Consider the following 15690-nt stretch of genomic DNA (forward strand, 5'->3'; position numbering starts at 1 on the left):
AGCGTCTGCGCCTATCGCCGCGTTTCCTGGGCCAGAACCCGGAGACCGTCGATGCGCACGAGCCGCCGCCGTGTGCCATCCGGCACGGGCGTGCCGGGCAGCAGGACGTAGAGCCGCTTGGGCTTGAGCCGCCCGTGGGAGAAGTCGAGGTCCTCGTGCATCAGCCGCGTCCGCGTGGCGAGCGGAGTGCGCGCGGCATAGACGTGGATGACGGGCTTGCGCGCCGAGGCCGCGCGCCATGCAAGTTCCTGATAGAGTTGGAGGTCGGCGATCGCCTCCGCCGGGGCCAGCGTCACGTCGTCGGCCTCTGCGATCAGGCGGTCCCAGCGGGGCGAGGGGGTGCGGACCCAGGTCGGGCGCCGGTCGGCACTCGCGGCATGCGCGGCGCGCAGCAACCCCGACAGGTCGAGAAGCTGGAGCACGGTGACGCTGGCGAGGAGCAATGTCGCGCGATCGTGGCGCAGCCGATAGGCGAGGCGGATCGCCACTAGCACCAGCACATAGGCGACCGGCCAGAACAGCCGGCCCGACGCGCGCACCATGTCGAGCGGCGCGTCGAGCGCGGCGGGGATCGGCAGGCGCAGGAGCTTCTGCCCCGCGAAATCGACTGCCGGGGTGATGGCGAGCGCGGTGAGGACGAGCAGCGCCGGGACCAGCCAGAACAGCCGGCGCAGATCCGACCCGCGCGTGCCCTGCACTGTCCGGATCGCGAACGCGGCGGGGATCAGGATCAACAGGCCGAGGCCGAGATACTGGAACCCCTCGAACCCGCGGCCCTGACGCTGCGCTATCGCGGGCAGGAAGGTCGAGTAGCTCGGGTTGCCGGGATTCCAGAGCGCGTCGAGGCTCATGGCAAAGGCGCCGTAGGAGCCCGTCACCTCGAAATTGCCGCCGGCGCCATGGGCCTTTGCGATCAGCCCCACGGCGAGCAGGATGGCCAGCGACCCGGCGGCCAGGCGCACACGTGTGGGCCAGTCGGCGATCATGACCCGCTCGAGCATCGCACTCGCCCAGATCGCCGCGACCATCAGGAGGAGGTAGTTGTGGACCATCGCTGCGGTCAGCATCACCGCCGCCCACCAGGCGAGGTTGCCGGCCCGCTTCCGATCGAGGAACAGCCACAGGCTCCACAGGATCAGCCAGTGCGCCATCAGATTGGCGTGGATGAAGCGGTTGGCGAGCGTGGGCACGAGCAGGAGCAGCGCCGTCCCGCACCAGAGCGCCACGAAGCTCGGCGCATGATCGCGCAGCAACAGGATGGCAAAGAAGGCGTGGAGCAGCAGGCAGGCGAGGATCCACGGCCCCACGAACTGGAAGTCGGCGGGCAGCCAGCCGGCGAACGGGCGCAGCAGCAGCGCGACGAGCGGGTTGCTGTCGGTAAAGAGCAGCGTCACCCCCTCCGGCGCGCCCAGCAACGTCGTATACGGCCACCATCCGCCGGCGGGATCGTTCAGGAAGGCGTGAAGGCCGAGCGCATTCTCGCCATTGTCGGTGCCGCGGATCAGCCAGCCGACCGCCCGCGGATCGAGCGTCACGGGATCGAACAGCGCCAGATACAGCCCGATCGGGATCAGCGCGAGGATCAGCCAGTGGCGTAGCGACAGGGCCATGGCGCCCACTTTGCCACGCTGAGGTCGAAACAAGGTTAACGCGCCTCACGTCATCCCAGCAAAGGCTGGGGTCGCATGCCATTTTTGCGAACCATCACGAAGCGATCGCAGCCTTCGCTGGGATGACGGCATAATTCTTTCCCCGTCACCCCGAACTTGATCCGGGGGCCCGGCTTCTTCTTATCCGGCCGGGAGAGAAGGAAGAAGCGGGATCCCGGATCAAGTCCGGGATGACGTCGGTGGTGGGGCGGCCGGTGGAGCACACCCCGCCTTGCCCGCCCGCCGCATCCGCCCTAGCGCTCCGACGCATGACGCCGTTGCCGATCAGCCCCGGTCCGATCCTGCAATTCCTCGACGTGTTCGGGATCGCGATGTTCGCTGCCTCGGGCGCGATCGCGGCTGCGCGTGCGCGGCAGACGTTCGTGACCGCGGCGTTCTTCGCGCTCGTCACCGGGGTCGGCGGGGGGACGGTGCGCGACCTGCTGATCGGGGCGCCCGTATTCTGGATCGTCGATCCGTGGATCGCGCTGATCGTGCTCGGTGCCGCGCTGGTCATCTGGGTGACGCCGGAACGGTGGTGGGCGGGGCAGGGGCTCGACTGGCTGGATGCCATCGGGCTTGCATCCTATGCGGTGTTCGGCGCGGCCAAGGCGCTGGGGCTCGGCGTGCCGCCGGTGCCGGCGTTCCTGATGGGGGTGGTGACGGCCTGCGTTGGCGGGATCATCCGCGACGTGCTGGCGGGCGAGCCGTCGATCCTGATGCGGCCGGAGCTCTACGTGACCGCGGCGGCGCTCGCCTCTGCGCTCTATGTCGGGCTGCGGCTGATGGGGTTTCAGGGCTTCGCGGTGTCGCTCGTCGCGGCGGGGGCGGGCTTCGGCCTGCGCGCCGCGGCGATCCGGCTGAAGCTGGGCCTGCCGACGTATCGCGGGCGGTAGCTTTTTCTCCCCGTCCTGGAGGGGATGTCCGGCTTCAAAGGCTCAGGAACAGCGCGACGTTGGCGATGTGGTTGCTGCGGTTCTCGCCCGCGCGGAACACCGTCTGGTTGAGATAGCCCGGCTCGATCCGCAATTTGGGCGCGAGCGGCAGGCCCACGCCGACGAAATTGCGCCACTGGTCGATACCCGTCCGCGCGCCCGCGTCGGTCGCGTTCAGGTTGAAGAATCCCTCGGTATAGGCGACCGCCTGCACTTTGCCCGCCCGTGCGATGGGCACCTGAACGCGGACGAACTGGCGCAGCCGCCAGCCGGTATCCTCTCGCCCCTCGATCATCCGCTGCTCCAGCCGCGTCCGGCTGATGACCAGCGGCGCGCCGGTGCCGCTGCGCGCGGCGACGAACTGGACCTGCTGCCAGATCCGGTGCTCGTGGGTGGTCGCGCCGCCCTCCGGATCGGTGCGGACATAGGCATAGCCGATGACGGCGTGCGCATCGCGGGCGATCCGCGCGCCGATCGCGGGGCGCAGGATGAACTGGCTGCCGCCGCCGACATCGTCGGTCAGCCGCGCCTGTCCCTCGGCCCAGACGAACAGGTCGCCTCTGACGGCGCCGCTGGCGATGATGCCGGTCCAGCCCTGGACATCATCCTCCGCCAGGGCGGGCGAGGCGGCGGCGAGGGCGGCGACAAGCAAGATCAGGCTACGCATGCCCCCTCCTTAATCCGCCGCGGCATTCGGACAACCGTCTCAGTCGCGGACGACGCCGATCTCGCTGAATGGGCGCACCGGCCTTGGCGGGCTGGCGGCGTCGGCGAGCTCGCACTGCCAGAAGCCGATGTCGATCCAGCGGCCGAACTTGAACCCCGCTTCCCGGATCACGCCTGCGCGGCGGAAGCCGACCTGCTCGTGCAGCTTGATCGAGGCATCGTTCGGCAGCGCGATCGTGCCGATCGCCTGGATGAAGCCCTGTGCGCGCAGCGTGTCGAGCAGTGCCTCGTAGAGCAGGCGTCCCACCCCGCGCTGCTGCGCATCGCCGGCGAGGTAGATCGAGGTCTCGGTCGTCCAGTGGTACGCCGGACGATCCCTGAAGCGCGAGGCATAGGCATAGCCGAGCACGCCGCCGCCCTCGCTGTCGCCATTGGTCGCGACCAGCCACGGATAAAGGCCGTCGCTCGCGGCCATGCGCCCGCGCATCGCGCGCGCGTCGGGGGCCTCGCTCTCGAAGCTGACCGTGCCCGACAGGACGAACGGCGCATAGATCGCCGCGATCGCGGCGGCGTCGGTGGGCTCGGCCGCGCGGATGGCGATCACGGCAGCACCCGCGCGAGCATGAGGTCGGCCAGTGCTCGATCGGCGCCGCGCGGATCGGCGGGCGCGAAGCCCGCGCATTCGAGGCAGCGGGCCTGCACCGACTGTCCCGTCAGCAGCCGCCGCACGTCGCCCGCGGCCTGCGCCAGCGACGCGCGGCGATCCGCGGCGATCCGCGCGAACAGGTCGCTGCCGAGCGCGGCATCCTCCGAACCCTTGTCGCGGTCCTGCTCGCGCTGCCACGCCTCGGCGATCTGCGCGGCCCAGCCGGGTTCCTTTTCCAGATAGACGGTGCGGACCTTGGCGGGGTCGAGCTTGGCGCGGCGCGCCGCCTCGGCGATCGCGTCCTTGAGGCCGCCGAACCGGTCGACGAGGCCGATCTGCCGCGCGGTGCCGCCGTCCCAGACGCGGCCCTGGCCGATCTCGTTCACGCGCGCGGGCGGCAGCTTGCGCGAGGCGGAGACGACGCCGACGAAGCGGCGATAGATGTCCTCGATCGAACTTTGCAGGATCGTGTCGAACTCGGGCGTGGTCCCGCCGAACACGTCGGGCTGGCCCGACAGCGGCGTGGTGCGCACGCCGTCCGCGGTCACGCCGATCTTCGACAGCGCATTCTCGAACGTCGGGATGACGCCGAACACGCCGATCGAGCCGGTGATCGTATTCGGCTCGGCAAAGATCATGTCGGCGGGCGTCGAAACCCAGTAGCCGCCCGAGGCGGCAAGCCCGCTCATCGACACGATGACGGGCAGGCCCTGCGCCTTGGCCTGAAGGATTGCCTGGCGAATCGTCTCGGACGCCAGCACCGAGCCGCCGGGCGAATCGACGCGAACGACCAGCGCCTTGAGCTTCTTCTCGGCCAGACCCTTGAGGACGAGGCGCGCAACAGTGTCGCCGCCCGCGCGGCCCGGCCCCGCCTCGCCATCGACGATCTCGCCCGCGATCGTGACGACGCCGATCGCGTCGCCGGTGGTCGGCAGCGGATTGGCGGCGAGATAGTCGGCGATCTTGATCGTATTGAAGCTGCCCACCGGCTTGCCCGACGGCGCGCCGACCAGTTCGGCCACCCGCTTGCCGAACGCGATCTTGTCGCCCGTCTTGTCGAGAATGCCGGCGGCGAGGTTCGCGCGGCTCATGTCGCCGCCCGCGGCGCGGATCATGTCGGCGGGGCGGGCGAGGAAGTCGGCCACGCGTGCCTTGGGCCGCGCCTTGCTCACCAGTTCCTGCCAGCGCGACAGGATCGCGCCATACAGCGCCTGGTTCGCGGCGCGCGCCTCGGGCGACTGGTCGGCGCGCAGATACGGCTCGACCGCCGACTTGTAGGTGCCGACGCGATAGATGTGCGCATTGACGCCGAGCTTGTCGATCAGCCCCTTGTAGTAGAGCTGCGACCCGCCCGGCCCCATGAACGCGGTGCCGACGAGGGGGTGCGCCCAGATCTCGCTCGCGTTGGCGGCGATCAGATAGCCGGCGTCGGTATAGCCGAGCGCGTAGGCAAGCACCGGCTTGCCCGTCGCGCGTACCGCCGCAACGGCCTCTGCCGCCTGTGCGACGACGGCGGGGTAGCCGCCGGTGAAGCTGTCCATGTCGAGGACGACGGCCTTCACCCTGGCATCGGTCTTGGCGAGGTCGAGCGCGCGGATCACGTCGCGCAGCCGCGTCTGCTTGGCCATCTGCCCGCCCGCCAGCCCGGCGAACGGATCGGTCTCCTCCGGCTGTTCGACCAACTGGCCCTGCAAAGCCACGACCAGCGCGCCGTCGGTGACCGTCGCTGGGTTGGGGCGCGCGGTCAGCGCCGCGAACAGCGCGGCGAAGAACAGGAGCATGAAGAGAAGGACGAGCGCGTCCTTGATCCCGACCAGGAGCTTCCAGGCGGCCCGTACCAGCTTCACGTCGCAATTCTCCTTCGTCCGGTCTCATGGCGCTAGAGCATCGGCCGGAGACAGGCAACGCCGTCTTGTGGACGTAACACAGCGCGTGCAATTTTTGTCGCTGCCGCTGCTTGACGACCGGCCCCGCGCGGAACATATCCCGGCCCGTTAGCACTCGCGATTGGTGAGTGCTAAGCAGACTCAACCATTCGCTTTGAGAGGAAGGCGCATGAACTTTCGTCCGCTGCACGACCGCGTGCTGGTCCGCCGCGTCGAGGCCGAGGAAAAGACGGCCGGTGGCATCATCATCCCCGACACCGCCAAGGAAAAGCCCCAGGAGGGCGAGGTCGTGGCCGCCGGCGCCGGCGCCAAGAACGACAAGGGCGAGATCAGCCCGCTCGACGTCAAGGCCGGCGACCGCATCCTGTTCGGCAAGTGGTCGGGCACCGAGGTCAAGGTGGGCGGCGAAGACCTGCTCATCATGAAGGAAAGCGACATCCTCGGCATCGTCGAGGCGTAAGCCTTTCTCCTTCCTTCCTGTTTTAAACTTCAACTGAAAGGGTAGCCACATGGCAGCCAAGGACGTGAAATTCAGCCGCGACGCGCGTGAGCGCATCCTGCGCGGCGTCGACATCCTCGCCGACGCGGTCAAGGTCACGCTGGGGCCGAAGGGCCGCAACGTCGTCATCGACAAGAGCTTCGGCGCGCCGCGCATCACCAAGGACGGCGTCACCGTCGCCAAGGAGATCGAGCTCAAGGACAAGTTCGAGAACATGGGCGCGCAGATGGTGCGCGAAGTGGCCTCGAAGACCAACGACGTCGCCGGTGACGGCACGACGACCGCGACGGTCCTTGCCCAGGCGATCGTCCGCGAGGGCATGAAGTCGGTCGCGGCCGGCATGAACCCCATGGACCTGAAGCGCGGCATCGACCTGGCGGTCGAGAAGGTCGTCGCCGACGTCAAAGCGCGCTCGAAGCCCGTCTCGGGATCGTCGGAAGTCGCCCAGGTCGGCATCATCTCGGCCAACGGCGACCGCGAAGTCGGCGAGAAGATCGCCGAGGCGATGGAGAAGGTCGGCAAGGAAGGCGTCATCACCGTCGAGGAGGCCAAGGGTCTCGAGTTCGAGCTTGACGTCGTCGAGGGCATGCAGTTCGACCGCGGCTATCTGTCGCCCTACTTCATCACCAACCCCGAGAAGATGTCGGTCGAGCTCGCCGATCCGTACATCCTGATCCACGAGAAGAAGCTCTCGAACCTGCAGTCGATGCTGCCGGTGCTCGAGGCGGTCGTGCAGTCGGGTCGCCCGCTGCTCATCATCGCCGAGGACATCGAGGGCGAGGCGCTCGCCACGCTGGTCGTCAACAAGCTGCGCGGCGGCCTGAAGGTCGCGGCCGTCAAGGCGCCGGGCTTCGGCGATCGTCGCAAGGCGATGCTCGAGGACATCGCGATCCTGACCAAGGGCGAAGTCGTCAGCGAGGATCTCGGCATCAAGCTCGAGAGCGTCACGCTCGGCATGCTCGGCACCGCCAAGCGCGTCACGATCGACAAGGACAACACCACCATCGTCGATGGTGCGGGTGAAGCCGATGCGATCAAGGGCCGCACCGAGGCGATCCGTCAGCAGATCGAGGTCACGACCTCGGACTATGACCGCGAGAAGCTGCAGGAGCGTCTGGCCAAGCTTGCGGGCGGCGTTGCCGTCATCAAGGTCGGCGGCGCGACCGAGGTCGAGGTCAAGGAGCGCAAGGACCGCGTCGACGACGCGCTGCACGCGACGCGCGCGGCGGTCGAAGAGGGCATCGTCCCCGGTGGCGGCACGGCGCTTCTCTACGGCACGCGTGCGCTCGACGGCATGACGGGTGCGAACGAGGACCAGACGCGCGGCATCGACATCGTCCGCAAGTCGCTGACCGCGCTGGTTCGCCAGATCGCCAGCAACGCCGGCCATGACGGCGCGGTGGTGTCGGGCAAGCTGCTCGACCAGCAGGACACCTCGTTCGGCTTCAACGCGTCGACCGACACGTACGAGAACCTGGTCGCGGCCGGCGTGATCGACCCGACCAAGGTCGTGCGCACCGCGCTCCAGAACGCAGCCTCGGTCGCGGGCCTGCTCATCACGACCGAAGCGACGGTCGCCGAGCTGCCCGACGACAAGCCCGCGATGCCGGCGATGCCCGGCGGCGGCATGGGCGGCATGGACTTCTGATCGGCTGCGGCCCTGGCCAAGCGAGCTTGGCCGGGGACTCGCACCGATCCGAACGGCGGGGCCAAGGCCCCGACCGACGGCGCGGCTCCGCCGCGCCGGTCCGAGCAAACAGAAAAGGGCCGGAGTTTCGCCTCCGGCCCTTTTTCTCGCCTCAGGCCAAGCCGGTGCGAAGCGCCCGCGCCCAGTCCGCCCGGTTGTTGGCCTCTGCCTGAAGCGCGGCGGATTCCCTGTCATATTCAACCCGGCGAAACTCGACGCGCCACCCGGACCCGCGCGTGAGGATCGCGTAGCGCGCATGCGGCGATCCGCTGTCCGCGCTATGGGGGAAGGGGCGATCGTCGCGATATGCGGGGAGCCCGACGCTGCCCGGATTGACGATCATCCGCCCGTCGCCGAGCGTCCACGTCCGTTGCAGATGCGTGTGGCCGCAAAGGGTAAGCGGCGCTGCTGCATCGCCCAGCCGTTCGCCGACTTCCCCGGCGGTCGCGGTTCGCATTCCCGCCGCCGTCACCGTTTCGAGCAGGCATTCGACATCGCTTCGCGGCGAGCCATGGACGAGCAGCAGCTCATCGAGCTTAAGCGTTGCCGGTAGCGCCGCCATCCAGTCGAGCTGATCCTGCCGCATCGTCGCGGCCGCGTATCGGTCGGATGCTTCCATCCGGTCGAGCGGCGTTTCGATCAGCTGTCGCTCGTGATTGCCGCGGATCGTCGGCCAACCAAAAGCGATCAGCCGATCCGCCGTCTCACACGGCCATAGAGGACCGGAGAAAAGGTCGCCGAGATTGACGACCCAATCGACGCGCTGGCGCTCGATATCGAGCAGGACTGCTTCCAGCGCGGGCAGGTTGCCGTGGATGTCGGACAGGACGGCAACCCGCATCGGCTCAATACTTCACCCGCGTCACCTTCAACTTCTTCTTTTCGAGGTCGGCGATCACGCTGTCCTTGCCCGCCAGATGCCCCGCTCCTACCGCGATAAACACCGTACCGGGCTTCTCCAGCCGCGTGTCGATCCAGTCGGCCCAGCGCTGGTTGCGGTCGGTCAGCAGGATCTTGGCGACCTCTGGCGTGTCGGTCAGCCCCTCGTTCATGATCGCGCCAAGCTTATCGGGATCGCCCGCGGCCCAGGCGGCGACCATGTTCTCGATCATCGGCTGCATCTTGGGCAGTTCGGCGACGGTCGAGTTAAGCAGCGCGATCTGCGCGGAGTCAGACATGCTTTCGAAATAGCCGAGTTGCTGTTCGGCGGTCTCCAGCCCCGTCACGGTCTTGCGCGCGGTCTTTGCCGCCTCGGTGATCTTCGCCTCCGCACCCGCGGCGGGATCGTAGCCGAGCTTGATGAGCGGCAGGAGCGACAGGTTGGTCGAGGCGAACCACGGATCGGTGCGGTCGAACGCGTTGGCCGGCAGGCCAAGGTCCGACAGCGCCTTCAGATACGCCGCCTTCTTGTCGGGGGCGAGCTTGTCGGGAAGGGCGGGGCCGCCGGTGGTGATGGCGAGGCGCTGGATCAGTGCCGTCATCGCCTGCGGGTCGGGCATCACCATTTCCAGCACGACTTCCTGGCTTTCGTCGAAGGCCTTCTTCACGCCATCGTCGAACCAGCTGAGGCCCGGTTTCAGGACGTGGATCGTCCCGAACAGATAGATCGTCGTATCGGCGTCCTTGACCACCCACAAAGCGGGGTCGGCGTCGACGGCCGTGGTCTGCGCGGCGGGGGCGGGTGCCGGAGCCGTTTGCGCCGACAGCGCGGTGGGCGACGCGGCAAGGCCAAGTGCGAGCAGCAGCTTCTTCAGACGATCCGGCAATCCACCCTCCCGATACGGTACCGCGCCCTAGATAGCGGCTGGCCCCCGCGTTGATAAGGCGGTCAGGCGGCGTCGAACTTGTCGCGCTTGCGCCGCCCGAACAGCAGCCGCCGTTCGAGGTGGCGACGCAGCGCGCGGTAATAGGCGTCGAGGAACGCCTGATCGCCGGGCTCGTCATAACGGCCGATCTTGGCGCGAATCGCGTCGGCGACGGCGGCCATCGCGCCCGCCTCGCCGCGGCGCAGCACGTCCTCCAGCCGCTGGAGCTCGTACTGGCCGTACACCTCGAGCTCGCTGGGGGCGAAGTCGATGCGCCGGTCCGCCCCCTTCGCCATCAGGTCGGCACCGATCCGCCGCCGCCCCGTCTCGATCACCCAGGTCCCGGCGATGAGGTCGCCTGCACGCAGCCGGTCGCGGTTGAACAGCGGGAAGAACAGGAACAGCGCGGTCCAGCCAAGGCCCAGCGCCGCCGTCCACTGATCGGCGATCCCCTGCGCGCTCGAATAGGCGAGAAAGGTGAGGGGAAGGAACACTTCGATCTCGCGCATCAGGTTGCGCGCGACGATCGCCCCGCCGGTCAGCCGCCCGCCGTCGCGCGCGACGACTCGCAGTTTCATCACCCGCTTGCCCAGCGTCGCCGCGCGGCCGCTGCTCTCGCCGAGAATGAAGTAGAAGTTTCGGAGGAGAAAGAAGCCGAGCAGCCAGATGACGATCAGGAAATTGCCGAGCACCGCGCCGAAGCCGACATGGAACGCGACCAGCGCCAGCGACACGCCGATGAGGATGCCCAGCATTAGCAACGCGTCGAGGACGAACGCCCCCGCCCGCGCGCCGCCGCTGGCGAGGCGCAGGTCGAGCGCCACGCCCTCGGGCGTCACCAGCCGGCGGGCGAGGCCGACCTTAGCGCGGCGAGCCACGACGCCGCCCCCCGAACGCGAAATAGACGGTCCAGAGCGCCAGCATCGCCGCCGCGATCGCGAACCTGCCGTCGTCGGTGCGGACCAGCTGACGACCGAACCCCTCTAGCAGCCCCGCCACCAGCAGCATGACGACGACGCCGATCATGACCAGTGCCGCGCGCTCGCCCGCAGCCTTTGCCGCGGACAGCCGGTTGCGCTCCCCCGGGAACGCGACCGCGCGGCCGATATGAAATCCCGCCGCGGCCGAGACGATGATCGCGGTCAGCTCGGTCGTGCCGTGGATCATCAGCCAGCCGGTCAGCCCCCAGCCAAGGCCCTTGGGGAGATAAACCGCGTAGAATGCCCCCAGCAACGCGCCGTTCGAGGCGAGTAGCAGCATCGTCGGCACCCCGAACGCGAAGCCGAGCGCAAAGACGAGGATCGATATCTGGGCGTTGTGCGTGAACAGCGCGGTCGCGAACACCTCCAGCCCGCCTTCGCCCGGCGCGTCGTAGAGCGTGCCGCGCAGGAACTGCACCGCCGCCTGCGGATTGCGGCCGTTGGCAAGGCCAGGCGGCACGATCGCATCGAACCAGCCCGGATCGGCGAGGATCAGCGCATAGCCCGCCGCCGCGGAGGCGACGAACAGCAATAAGGCGAGCAAAATCTCCGGTACCATGCCGCGCACCGCCACCGGCCAGTCGCGGGCGAAGAAGCGCATGACCGCGCGGCCCCAGGGCTCGCGCGCCGAATAGAGCAGAAAATAGGCGCGCGACGAGAGTTGCTCGAGATATCCGATCAGGTCGGCGTCGAGCGACGTTTCGCGCGCGATCGACAGCGCCGACAGCGTGGCGCGATAGAGACGCGGCAGCTCGACGAGTTCGGCTTCGGTCAGTTTGCGCGCCGATCCCTTCTCGACGCGGTTGAGCAGCGTTTCGAGCCGCGCCCAGTCGCCCTCGCGCTCGGCGCGGAAATGGTTGGGGGTGAAGATTGCGTCGGTCATGGCCGCTCGCGCATCTGAAGGTAGCGCTCGACCAGCGCGAGCGGCGCGTCGCCGGGCGCGGCCTCGATCACGTCGATGCCCTGTCGCTTCAGCCGCTCGACGACGATCCGCCGCTCCCGCAGCAGGGTCGCGGCGACATTGGCGCGGGTCACGTCGTCGGCGGTGTCGGGGCGCGCATCGGTATAGGCGATCAGTTCCTCGTCATGGAACAGCACGAACAACAGGCGGTGACGGCGCAGCAGCCGGCCCGCGGCGGCGAGCATCAGCTCGGCGGCAGTGGGGTCGGAAAACTCGGTGAACAGGACGATCAGCGAGCGCCGGTCGAGCCGCTGGTCGAGCAGCGTCAGGCCGAGCGTGAAGTTGGTCTCCTCCGCGCCGTAATCGATCTCGGCGGCGTGGGCGTGGAGCCGGGCAAAGGCGCGCGGGCCGCTGACGCTGCCCGAATCGACGCGGGGCTTGGAATCGAAGGCGAAGAGCCGCGCGCGGTCGCCCGACTTCAGCGCGACGAATGCGGCGAGCAGCGCGGCCGACACTGCCCGGTCGACGCGGGGGACGCCGCCGACCGGCTCGGCCATCGTGCGGCCGGCATCGACGGCGAGGACGATCGGATTGTCGCGCTCGGTCCGGTATTCGCGGGCAAGGAGGGCGGCGTGGCGGGCCGATGCCTTCCAGTCGATCGTGCGGCGGGCCATGCCGGGCTGGAAGCCGGTGAGCGCCTGAAACTCCTGACCTTCGCCCGCCTCGATCCGCATCCGCTGGCCGAATTGCGGACCGTTCAGGCGCTGGCGCATCGCCGTCTCGCGCACCCCGGCGATGTCGGGGGTCACGCGAATGGCGATGTCGGCGGGCCGCGACCGCTGCCACGCACCGAGGCCGAGCGGGCCGCGCGCACGCGCCCAGATGCGCTCGATCCGCGCAGTCCCTCGCCGCGCGGCGCGGTAGCGGAAGCCGCCCTCGCGCACCAGCGGCTCGCTTACATCGGCGGCGAAGTCGAGGCGCACGGCCCCCGCCATTTCCGGCACGAGCGTCACCGCCGATCCGACCGGCACCGCCGCGGGCGCGGCGACCGCGATCGGCCCGCGCGCGCCCGAGGCGAGCATCCCGTCGATCAGGACCAGCAGCGCGATCCCCATCACCCAGATTACCGCCAGCGCCCACCCGCCGGGCATCACGACGCCGAGCGCCAGCGCGGCGGGCGCCGCGACCAGCGCCAGCATCGCCGCGCGGGGGGTGGGGACGATCAACGCGGTGCCTCGACGCTTTCGATCAGTTCGGCGACCACGTCGTCGATCCGGCGGCCGTCGATCTCGGCGGCGGGGGACAGGATCAGGCGATGGCGCAGCATCGGCGCGGCGAGTGCCTTCACATCGTCCGGGATGACGTAATCGCGCCCGTCGAGCGCCGCCGCCGCCCGCGCCGCGCTGGCAAGCGCGGCGGCGGCGCGGGGGCTCGCCCCGCTCGCAAGGTCGGCGTGGACACGCGTCGCGCGGACCAATGCGACGACATAGCCGACGATCTCCTCCACCAGCGACACACCCTGAACCGCGGCGATCGCTTCGGCGAGCGCAGGGGCGTCGGCGACCTGCTCGACGCCCTGTTCGGCCGCACGCGGTACGCCGCCCGCCGCGCCATATTGTGCGACGATCGCGCGCTCCGCCGCCTCGCTCGGATAGTCGATGCCGATCTTGAACAGGAAACGGTCGAGCTGCGCCTCGGGCAGCGGATAGACGCCCTGCTGCTCGATCGGGTTCTGCGTCGCGACGACGGTGAAGCGCTCGGACAATCGCTCGGTCCGCCCGTCGAGCGTGATCGAGCGTTCCTGCATCGCCTCCAGCAGTGCCGCCTGCGTCTTGGGCGGGGTACGGTTGATCTCGTCCGCCAGCAGCAGTTCGCAGAACACCGGCCCCTTGGTGAGCGCGAACGCACTGGTCTGGAAGTTGAACAGGTTGGCGCCGACGATGTCGCCGGGCATCAGGTCGGGGGTGAACTGGATGCGCCCGAAATCGAGGCCGAGCGTGCGCGCGAAACTCTGCGCCAGCAGCGTCTTGGCAGTGCCCGGCGGCCCTTCGAGCAGGACGTGCCCGCCCGACAGCACGGCGACGAGCAGCAGGCGGACGGTCGCCGACTGGTCGACCACTGCTTTTGCCACTTCGGCGTCGATCGCGCGGCCCATCGCCGCAACATCGTCGAGGGTCATGAAAGCTCCTTGGTAAAATCGTCGAGCCGGCGGGCGGCATCGGTCAGGCTGGCCTCGTCGCCTGCCCGCGCCACGGCGCGATAGCGGTCGGCAAAACCCGGCCGGCGCGTGTCGATCCAGTCGGCGAGCGCGTCGCCGCCGAGGCCGCGCGGGGCGTGAAGGCGCGCGCCCAGCCGCTCGGCCCGCATCGCGGCGAAGCGCGGGCCGCCCGCCGCGGCCCGCCCTGCGCGCCGGGTCAGAGCGGCGATCGTCTCGATCAGCGCAGCCTTGCCGAACGGGATCGCGCGCGCCTCCCGCCGCGGCGGGCCGAAGCGCGCCGCGCTCGCCCAGCCGGCCAGCAGCGCGGCGGCGAGCAGCGCGATCGTCACCGCGACGAAGGGCGGGGTGAGCATCAGCTTGACCAGGTTGCGCTCGCCCGCGCGGTAATGAAGCGTCAGGTCGAAGGTCACGGCATCGAGCTGGTCGTCGTTCATCGCCTTGATCGCGGCGACGATCGCGCGGGCATTGCGCGGGTCGCGCAGGCCGTAATTGTTGGCAAGATCGGGGTCGGCGAGGATCCAGACATTCTGGTCCGGCAGCTTCGACAGGATCGCCCCCTGACCGCGGACGGTGATCCACGGCTCCACCCCGCCGATCGCCAGCGTCTGCGGCGCCTCGATGGGGGCGAGCGGCCAGCCGGGGGCGACGGGGCGGCGCGCACCTTGGCCCGCGCGGCTGATCGCGGCCTGCGTCAGGCCACGCAGCATCGCGCCGACGGGGGCGAGGTTCATCGCGTCGGAGATGCGGCGCTCGCGCGTCGGGGACAGGCCGTCGCGTTCGGTCTGCCATTTGGGGAGGATGATGAGCAGCGGCCGGGCGTCGCGCAGCCGGACGAGTTCGGTCAGGTCGGCGCCCTTGGTTTGCGCATCGGGGGTAGCGATGACGAGGTGGTCGGCGGCCAACGCGTCGTTGTCGCGCGCGAGCGTGACGGTGGTGCCGGGCAATCCGGCGAGCAGGTCGTGCAGCGCCTGGAACCCCGTCGCGCCCTTTGAAGCAACACCGGGCGTGCGCGTCACCCGCGCCTCGATCTCCTGCCCGAACCCCGCCATGACGAGCAGCGCGAGGAGCAGAAGCCCGCCGATGCCGGTCAGGACCAGTGCGGTCCGCGTGGTGAAGGGCGAGGGATTGTCGCTCAAAGTGCGAAGGCCCGGTACGCGTCGCGCGCATCGGTCCAGTCGGCGGGGCCGAGCGGGCGGCGCGCGAAGATGCCACGTTCGGTGAGCGCCACCAGCCGCGCGAACACGGCCCGCGCGCGGTCGGGGATCGCCGGTTCGGCTGCAAGGTCCCGCGCGGTGCGTGCGGGACGGACGATGCCGCGTCGCCAAGCCTCGATATCCTCGATCGAGCGGTGGAGCAGAAGCTGGACCGCCGCCTCGAACCGGCCGGCAGCGGCCAGCGCCTCCGCCTCCTCCAGCAGCGCGCGGGCGGCGGCGGGGGCGGGGCGCCATTCCGCTTCCACGACCTCGTCCTTTCTGGGTGAGAGCAGGTTGCGGACCCAGTCGCGCAGCGGCGGGAAGAAGCTGACGACCAGCACCGCGACGATCAGCGCGACGAGGATCCAGAACACCACCTGCCAGAACGGTCCCAGCGCGCGAAAGAAGCGGTCGATCGCCGCGGCCAGATTGCGCAGCCATTCGGGCGTCTGTTGCTGCGCCTCGACCGCGCGCCAGGGGAAGTCGAACTGGATCGACGGATCGGCGCGGACGCGAGCATGGGCGGCGTCGACGGCGCGGGTATCGATCGTCGTCGCCGGCACCCGTCTTGCTCCCACCCGTTCGCCTCGAACCAAGCAACTCCGACGTTTACACGCAAGCCGTT

The 15690-nt window shown here is 69.4% G+C and carries 15 protein-coding genes; 3 read left to right on the top strand and 12 right to left on the bottom strand.

The window, feature by feature from the left end:
• Positions 1 to 11: 11 nt before the first annotated feature.
• Positions 12 to 1610: a DUF6311 domain-containing protein gene (locus FHR19_RS04265; protein WP_184024769.1), complete on the bottom strand. Its 1599-nt coding sequence runs from the start codon at positions 1608 to 1610 to the stop codon at positions 12 to 14.
• 308 nt (positions 1611 to 1918) lie between these two features.
• Here FHR19_RS04265 and FHR19_RS04270 point away from each other — a divergent pair, with 308 nt between their 5' ends.
• A complete protein-coding gene (locus FHR19_RS04270) occupies positions 1919 to 2545 on the top strand; it encodes a trimeric intracellular cation channel family protein (RefSeq protein ID WP_184024772.1) in 627 nt (208 codons plus the stop codon).
• A gap of 34 nt (positions 2546 to 2579) precedes the next feature.
• Here the strand turns inward: FHR19_RS04270 and FHR19_RS04275 are convergent, their stop codons facing one another.
• The 3 genes from FHR19_RS04275 to sppA are packed head-to-tail and all read right to left on the bottom strand — an operon-like array spanning position 2580 to position 5743.
• Entirely contained in the window at positions 2580 to 3251 is a 672-nt protein-coding gene (locus FHR19_RS04275) for a DUF2490 domain-containing protein (protein ID WP_184024774.1), read from the bottom strand.
• A gap of 39 nt (positions 3252 to 3290) precedes the next feature.
• The gene (locus FHR19_RS04280; protein WP_184024777.1) at positions 3291 to 3854 is read right to left on the bottom strand and encodes a GNAT family N-acetyltransferase; all 564 of its coding nucleotides are present in this window, start codon (positions 3852 to 3854) and stop codon (positions 3291 to 3293) included.
• Entirely contained in the window at positions 3851 to 5743 is a 1893-nt protein-coding gene (gene sppA, locus FHR19_RS04285; RefSeq protein ID WP_184024780.1) for a signal peptide peptidase SppA, read from the bottom strand. Before sppA ends, FHR19_RS04280 begins: the two co-directional genes overlap by 4 nt.
• A 208-nt stretch (positions 5744 to 5951) precedes the next feature.
• On the opposite strand from sppA, the gene groES reads away from it, so the two are divergent.
• Both groES and groL read left to right on the top strand, forming a co-directional pair.
• A complete protein-coding gene (groES, locus tag FHR19_RS04290; RefSeq protein ID WP_096342122.1) occupies positions 5952 to 6242 on the top strand; it encodes a co-chaperone GroES in 291 nt (96 codons plus the stop codon).
• Between the two features lie 49 nt (positions 6243 to 6291).
• On the top strand, positions 6292 to 7929 hold the full coding sequence (gene groL, locus FHR19_RS04295; protein WP_184024783.1) for a chaperonin GroEL: 1638 nt from the start codon (positions 6292 to 6294) through the stop codon (positions 7927 to 7929).
• A 151-nt stretch (positions 7930 to 8080) separates the two neighbouring features.
• Here groL and FHR19_RS04300 read toward each other — a convergent pair whose 3' ends face one another.
• The 8 genes from FHR19_RS04300 to FHR19_RS04335 all read right to left on the bottom strand — a co-directional run bounded on the left by FHR19_RS04300 (position 8081) and on the right by FHR19_RS04335 (position 15628).
• Entirely contained in the window at positions 8081 to 8809 is a 729-nt protein-coding gene (locus tag FHR19_RS04300; protein ID WP_184024786.1) for a metallophosphoesterase family protein, read from the bottom strand.
• Positions 8810 to 8813: 4 nt separating this feature from the next.
• Positions 8814 to 9734, bottom strand: a complete 921-nt coding sequence (locus FHR19_RS04305; protein WP_246359277.1) for a TraB/GumN family protein — start codon at positions 9732 to 9734, stop codon at positions 8814 to 8816.
• Between the two features lie 62 nt (positions 9735 to 9796).
• Complete coding sequence (locus FHR19_RS04310; RefSeq protein WP_184024789.1) at positions 9797 to 10651, bottom strand: RDD family protein; 855 nt, start codon at positions 10649 to 10651, stop codon at positions 9797 to 9799.
• Positions 10635 to 11636 carry a stage II sporulation protein M gene (locus tag FHR19_RS04315; RefSeq protein WP_184024793.1) on the bottom strand — a complete coding sequence of 334 codons (1002 nt, stop codon included), beginning with the start codon at positions 11634 to 11636 and terminating at the stop codon, positions 10635 to 10637. Before FHR19_RS04315 ends, FHR19_RS04310 begins: the two co-directional genes overlap by 17 nt.
• Positions 11633 to 12880: a DUF58 domain-containing protein gene (locus tag FHR19_RS04320; protein WP_184024796.1), complete on the bottom strand. Its 1248-nt coding sequence runs from the start codon at positions 12878 to 12880 to the stop codon at positions 11633 to 11635. Before FHR19_RS04320 ends, FHR19_RS04315 begins: the two co-directional genes overlap by 4 nt.
• Positions 12877 to 13833 carry an AAA family ATPase gene (locus FHR19_RS04325; RefSeq protein WP_184024799.1) on the bottom strand — a complete coding sequence of 319 codons (957 nt, stop codon included), beginning with the start codon at positions 13831 to 13833 and terminating at the stop codon, positions 12877 to 12879. The genes FHR19_RS04320 and FHR19_RS04325 overlap by 4 nt, the downstream gene beginning before the upstream one ends.
• Positions 13830 to 15008, bottom strand: a complete 1179-nt coding sequence (locus FHR19_RS04330; protein ID WP_184024802.1) for a hypothetical protein — start codon at positions 15006 to 15008, stop codon at positions 13830 to 13832. The genes FHR19_RS04325 and FHR19_RS04330 overlap by 4 nt, the downstream gene beginning before the upstream one ends.
• On the bottom strand, positions 15005 to 15628 hold the full coding sequence (locus FHR19_RS04335; protein WP_184024805.1) for a hypothetical protein: 624 nt from the start codon (positions 15626 to 15628) through the stop codon (positions 15005 to 15007). The genes FHR19_RS04330 and FHR19_RS04335 overlap by 4 nt, the downstream gene beginning before the upstream one ends.
• Positions 15629 to 15690: the final 62 nt, after the last annotated feature.

Origin of the sequence: Sphingomonas yantingensis (assembly GCF_014199325.1) — a bacterium.
GTDB lineage: Bacteria > Pseudomonadota > Alphaproteobacteria > Sphingomonadales > Sphingomonadaceae > Sphingomonas > Sphingomonas yantingensis.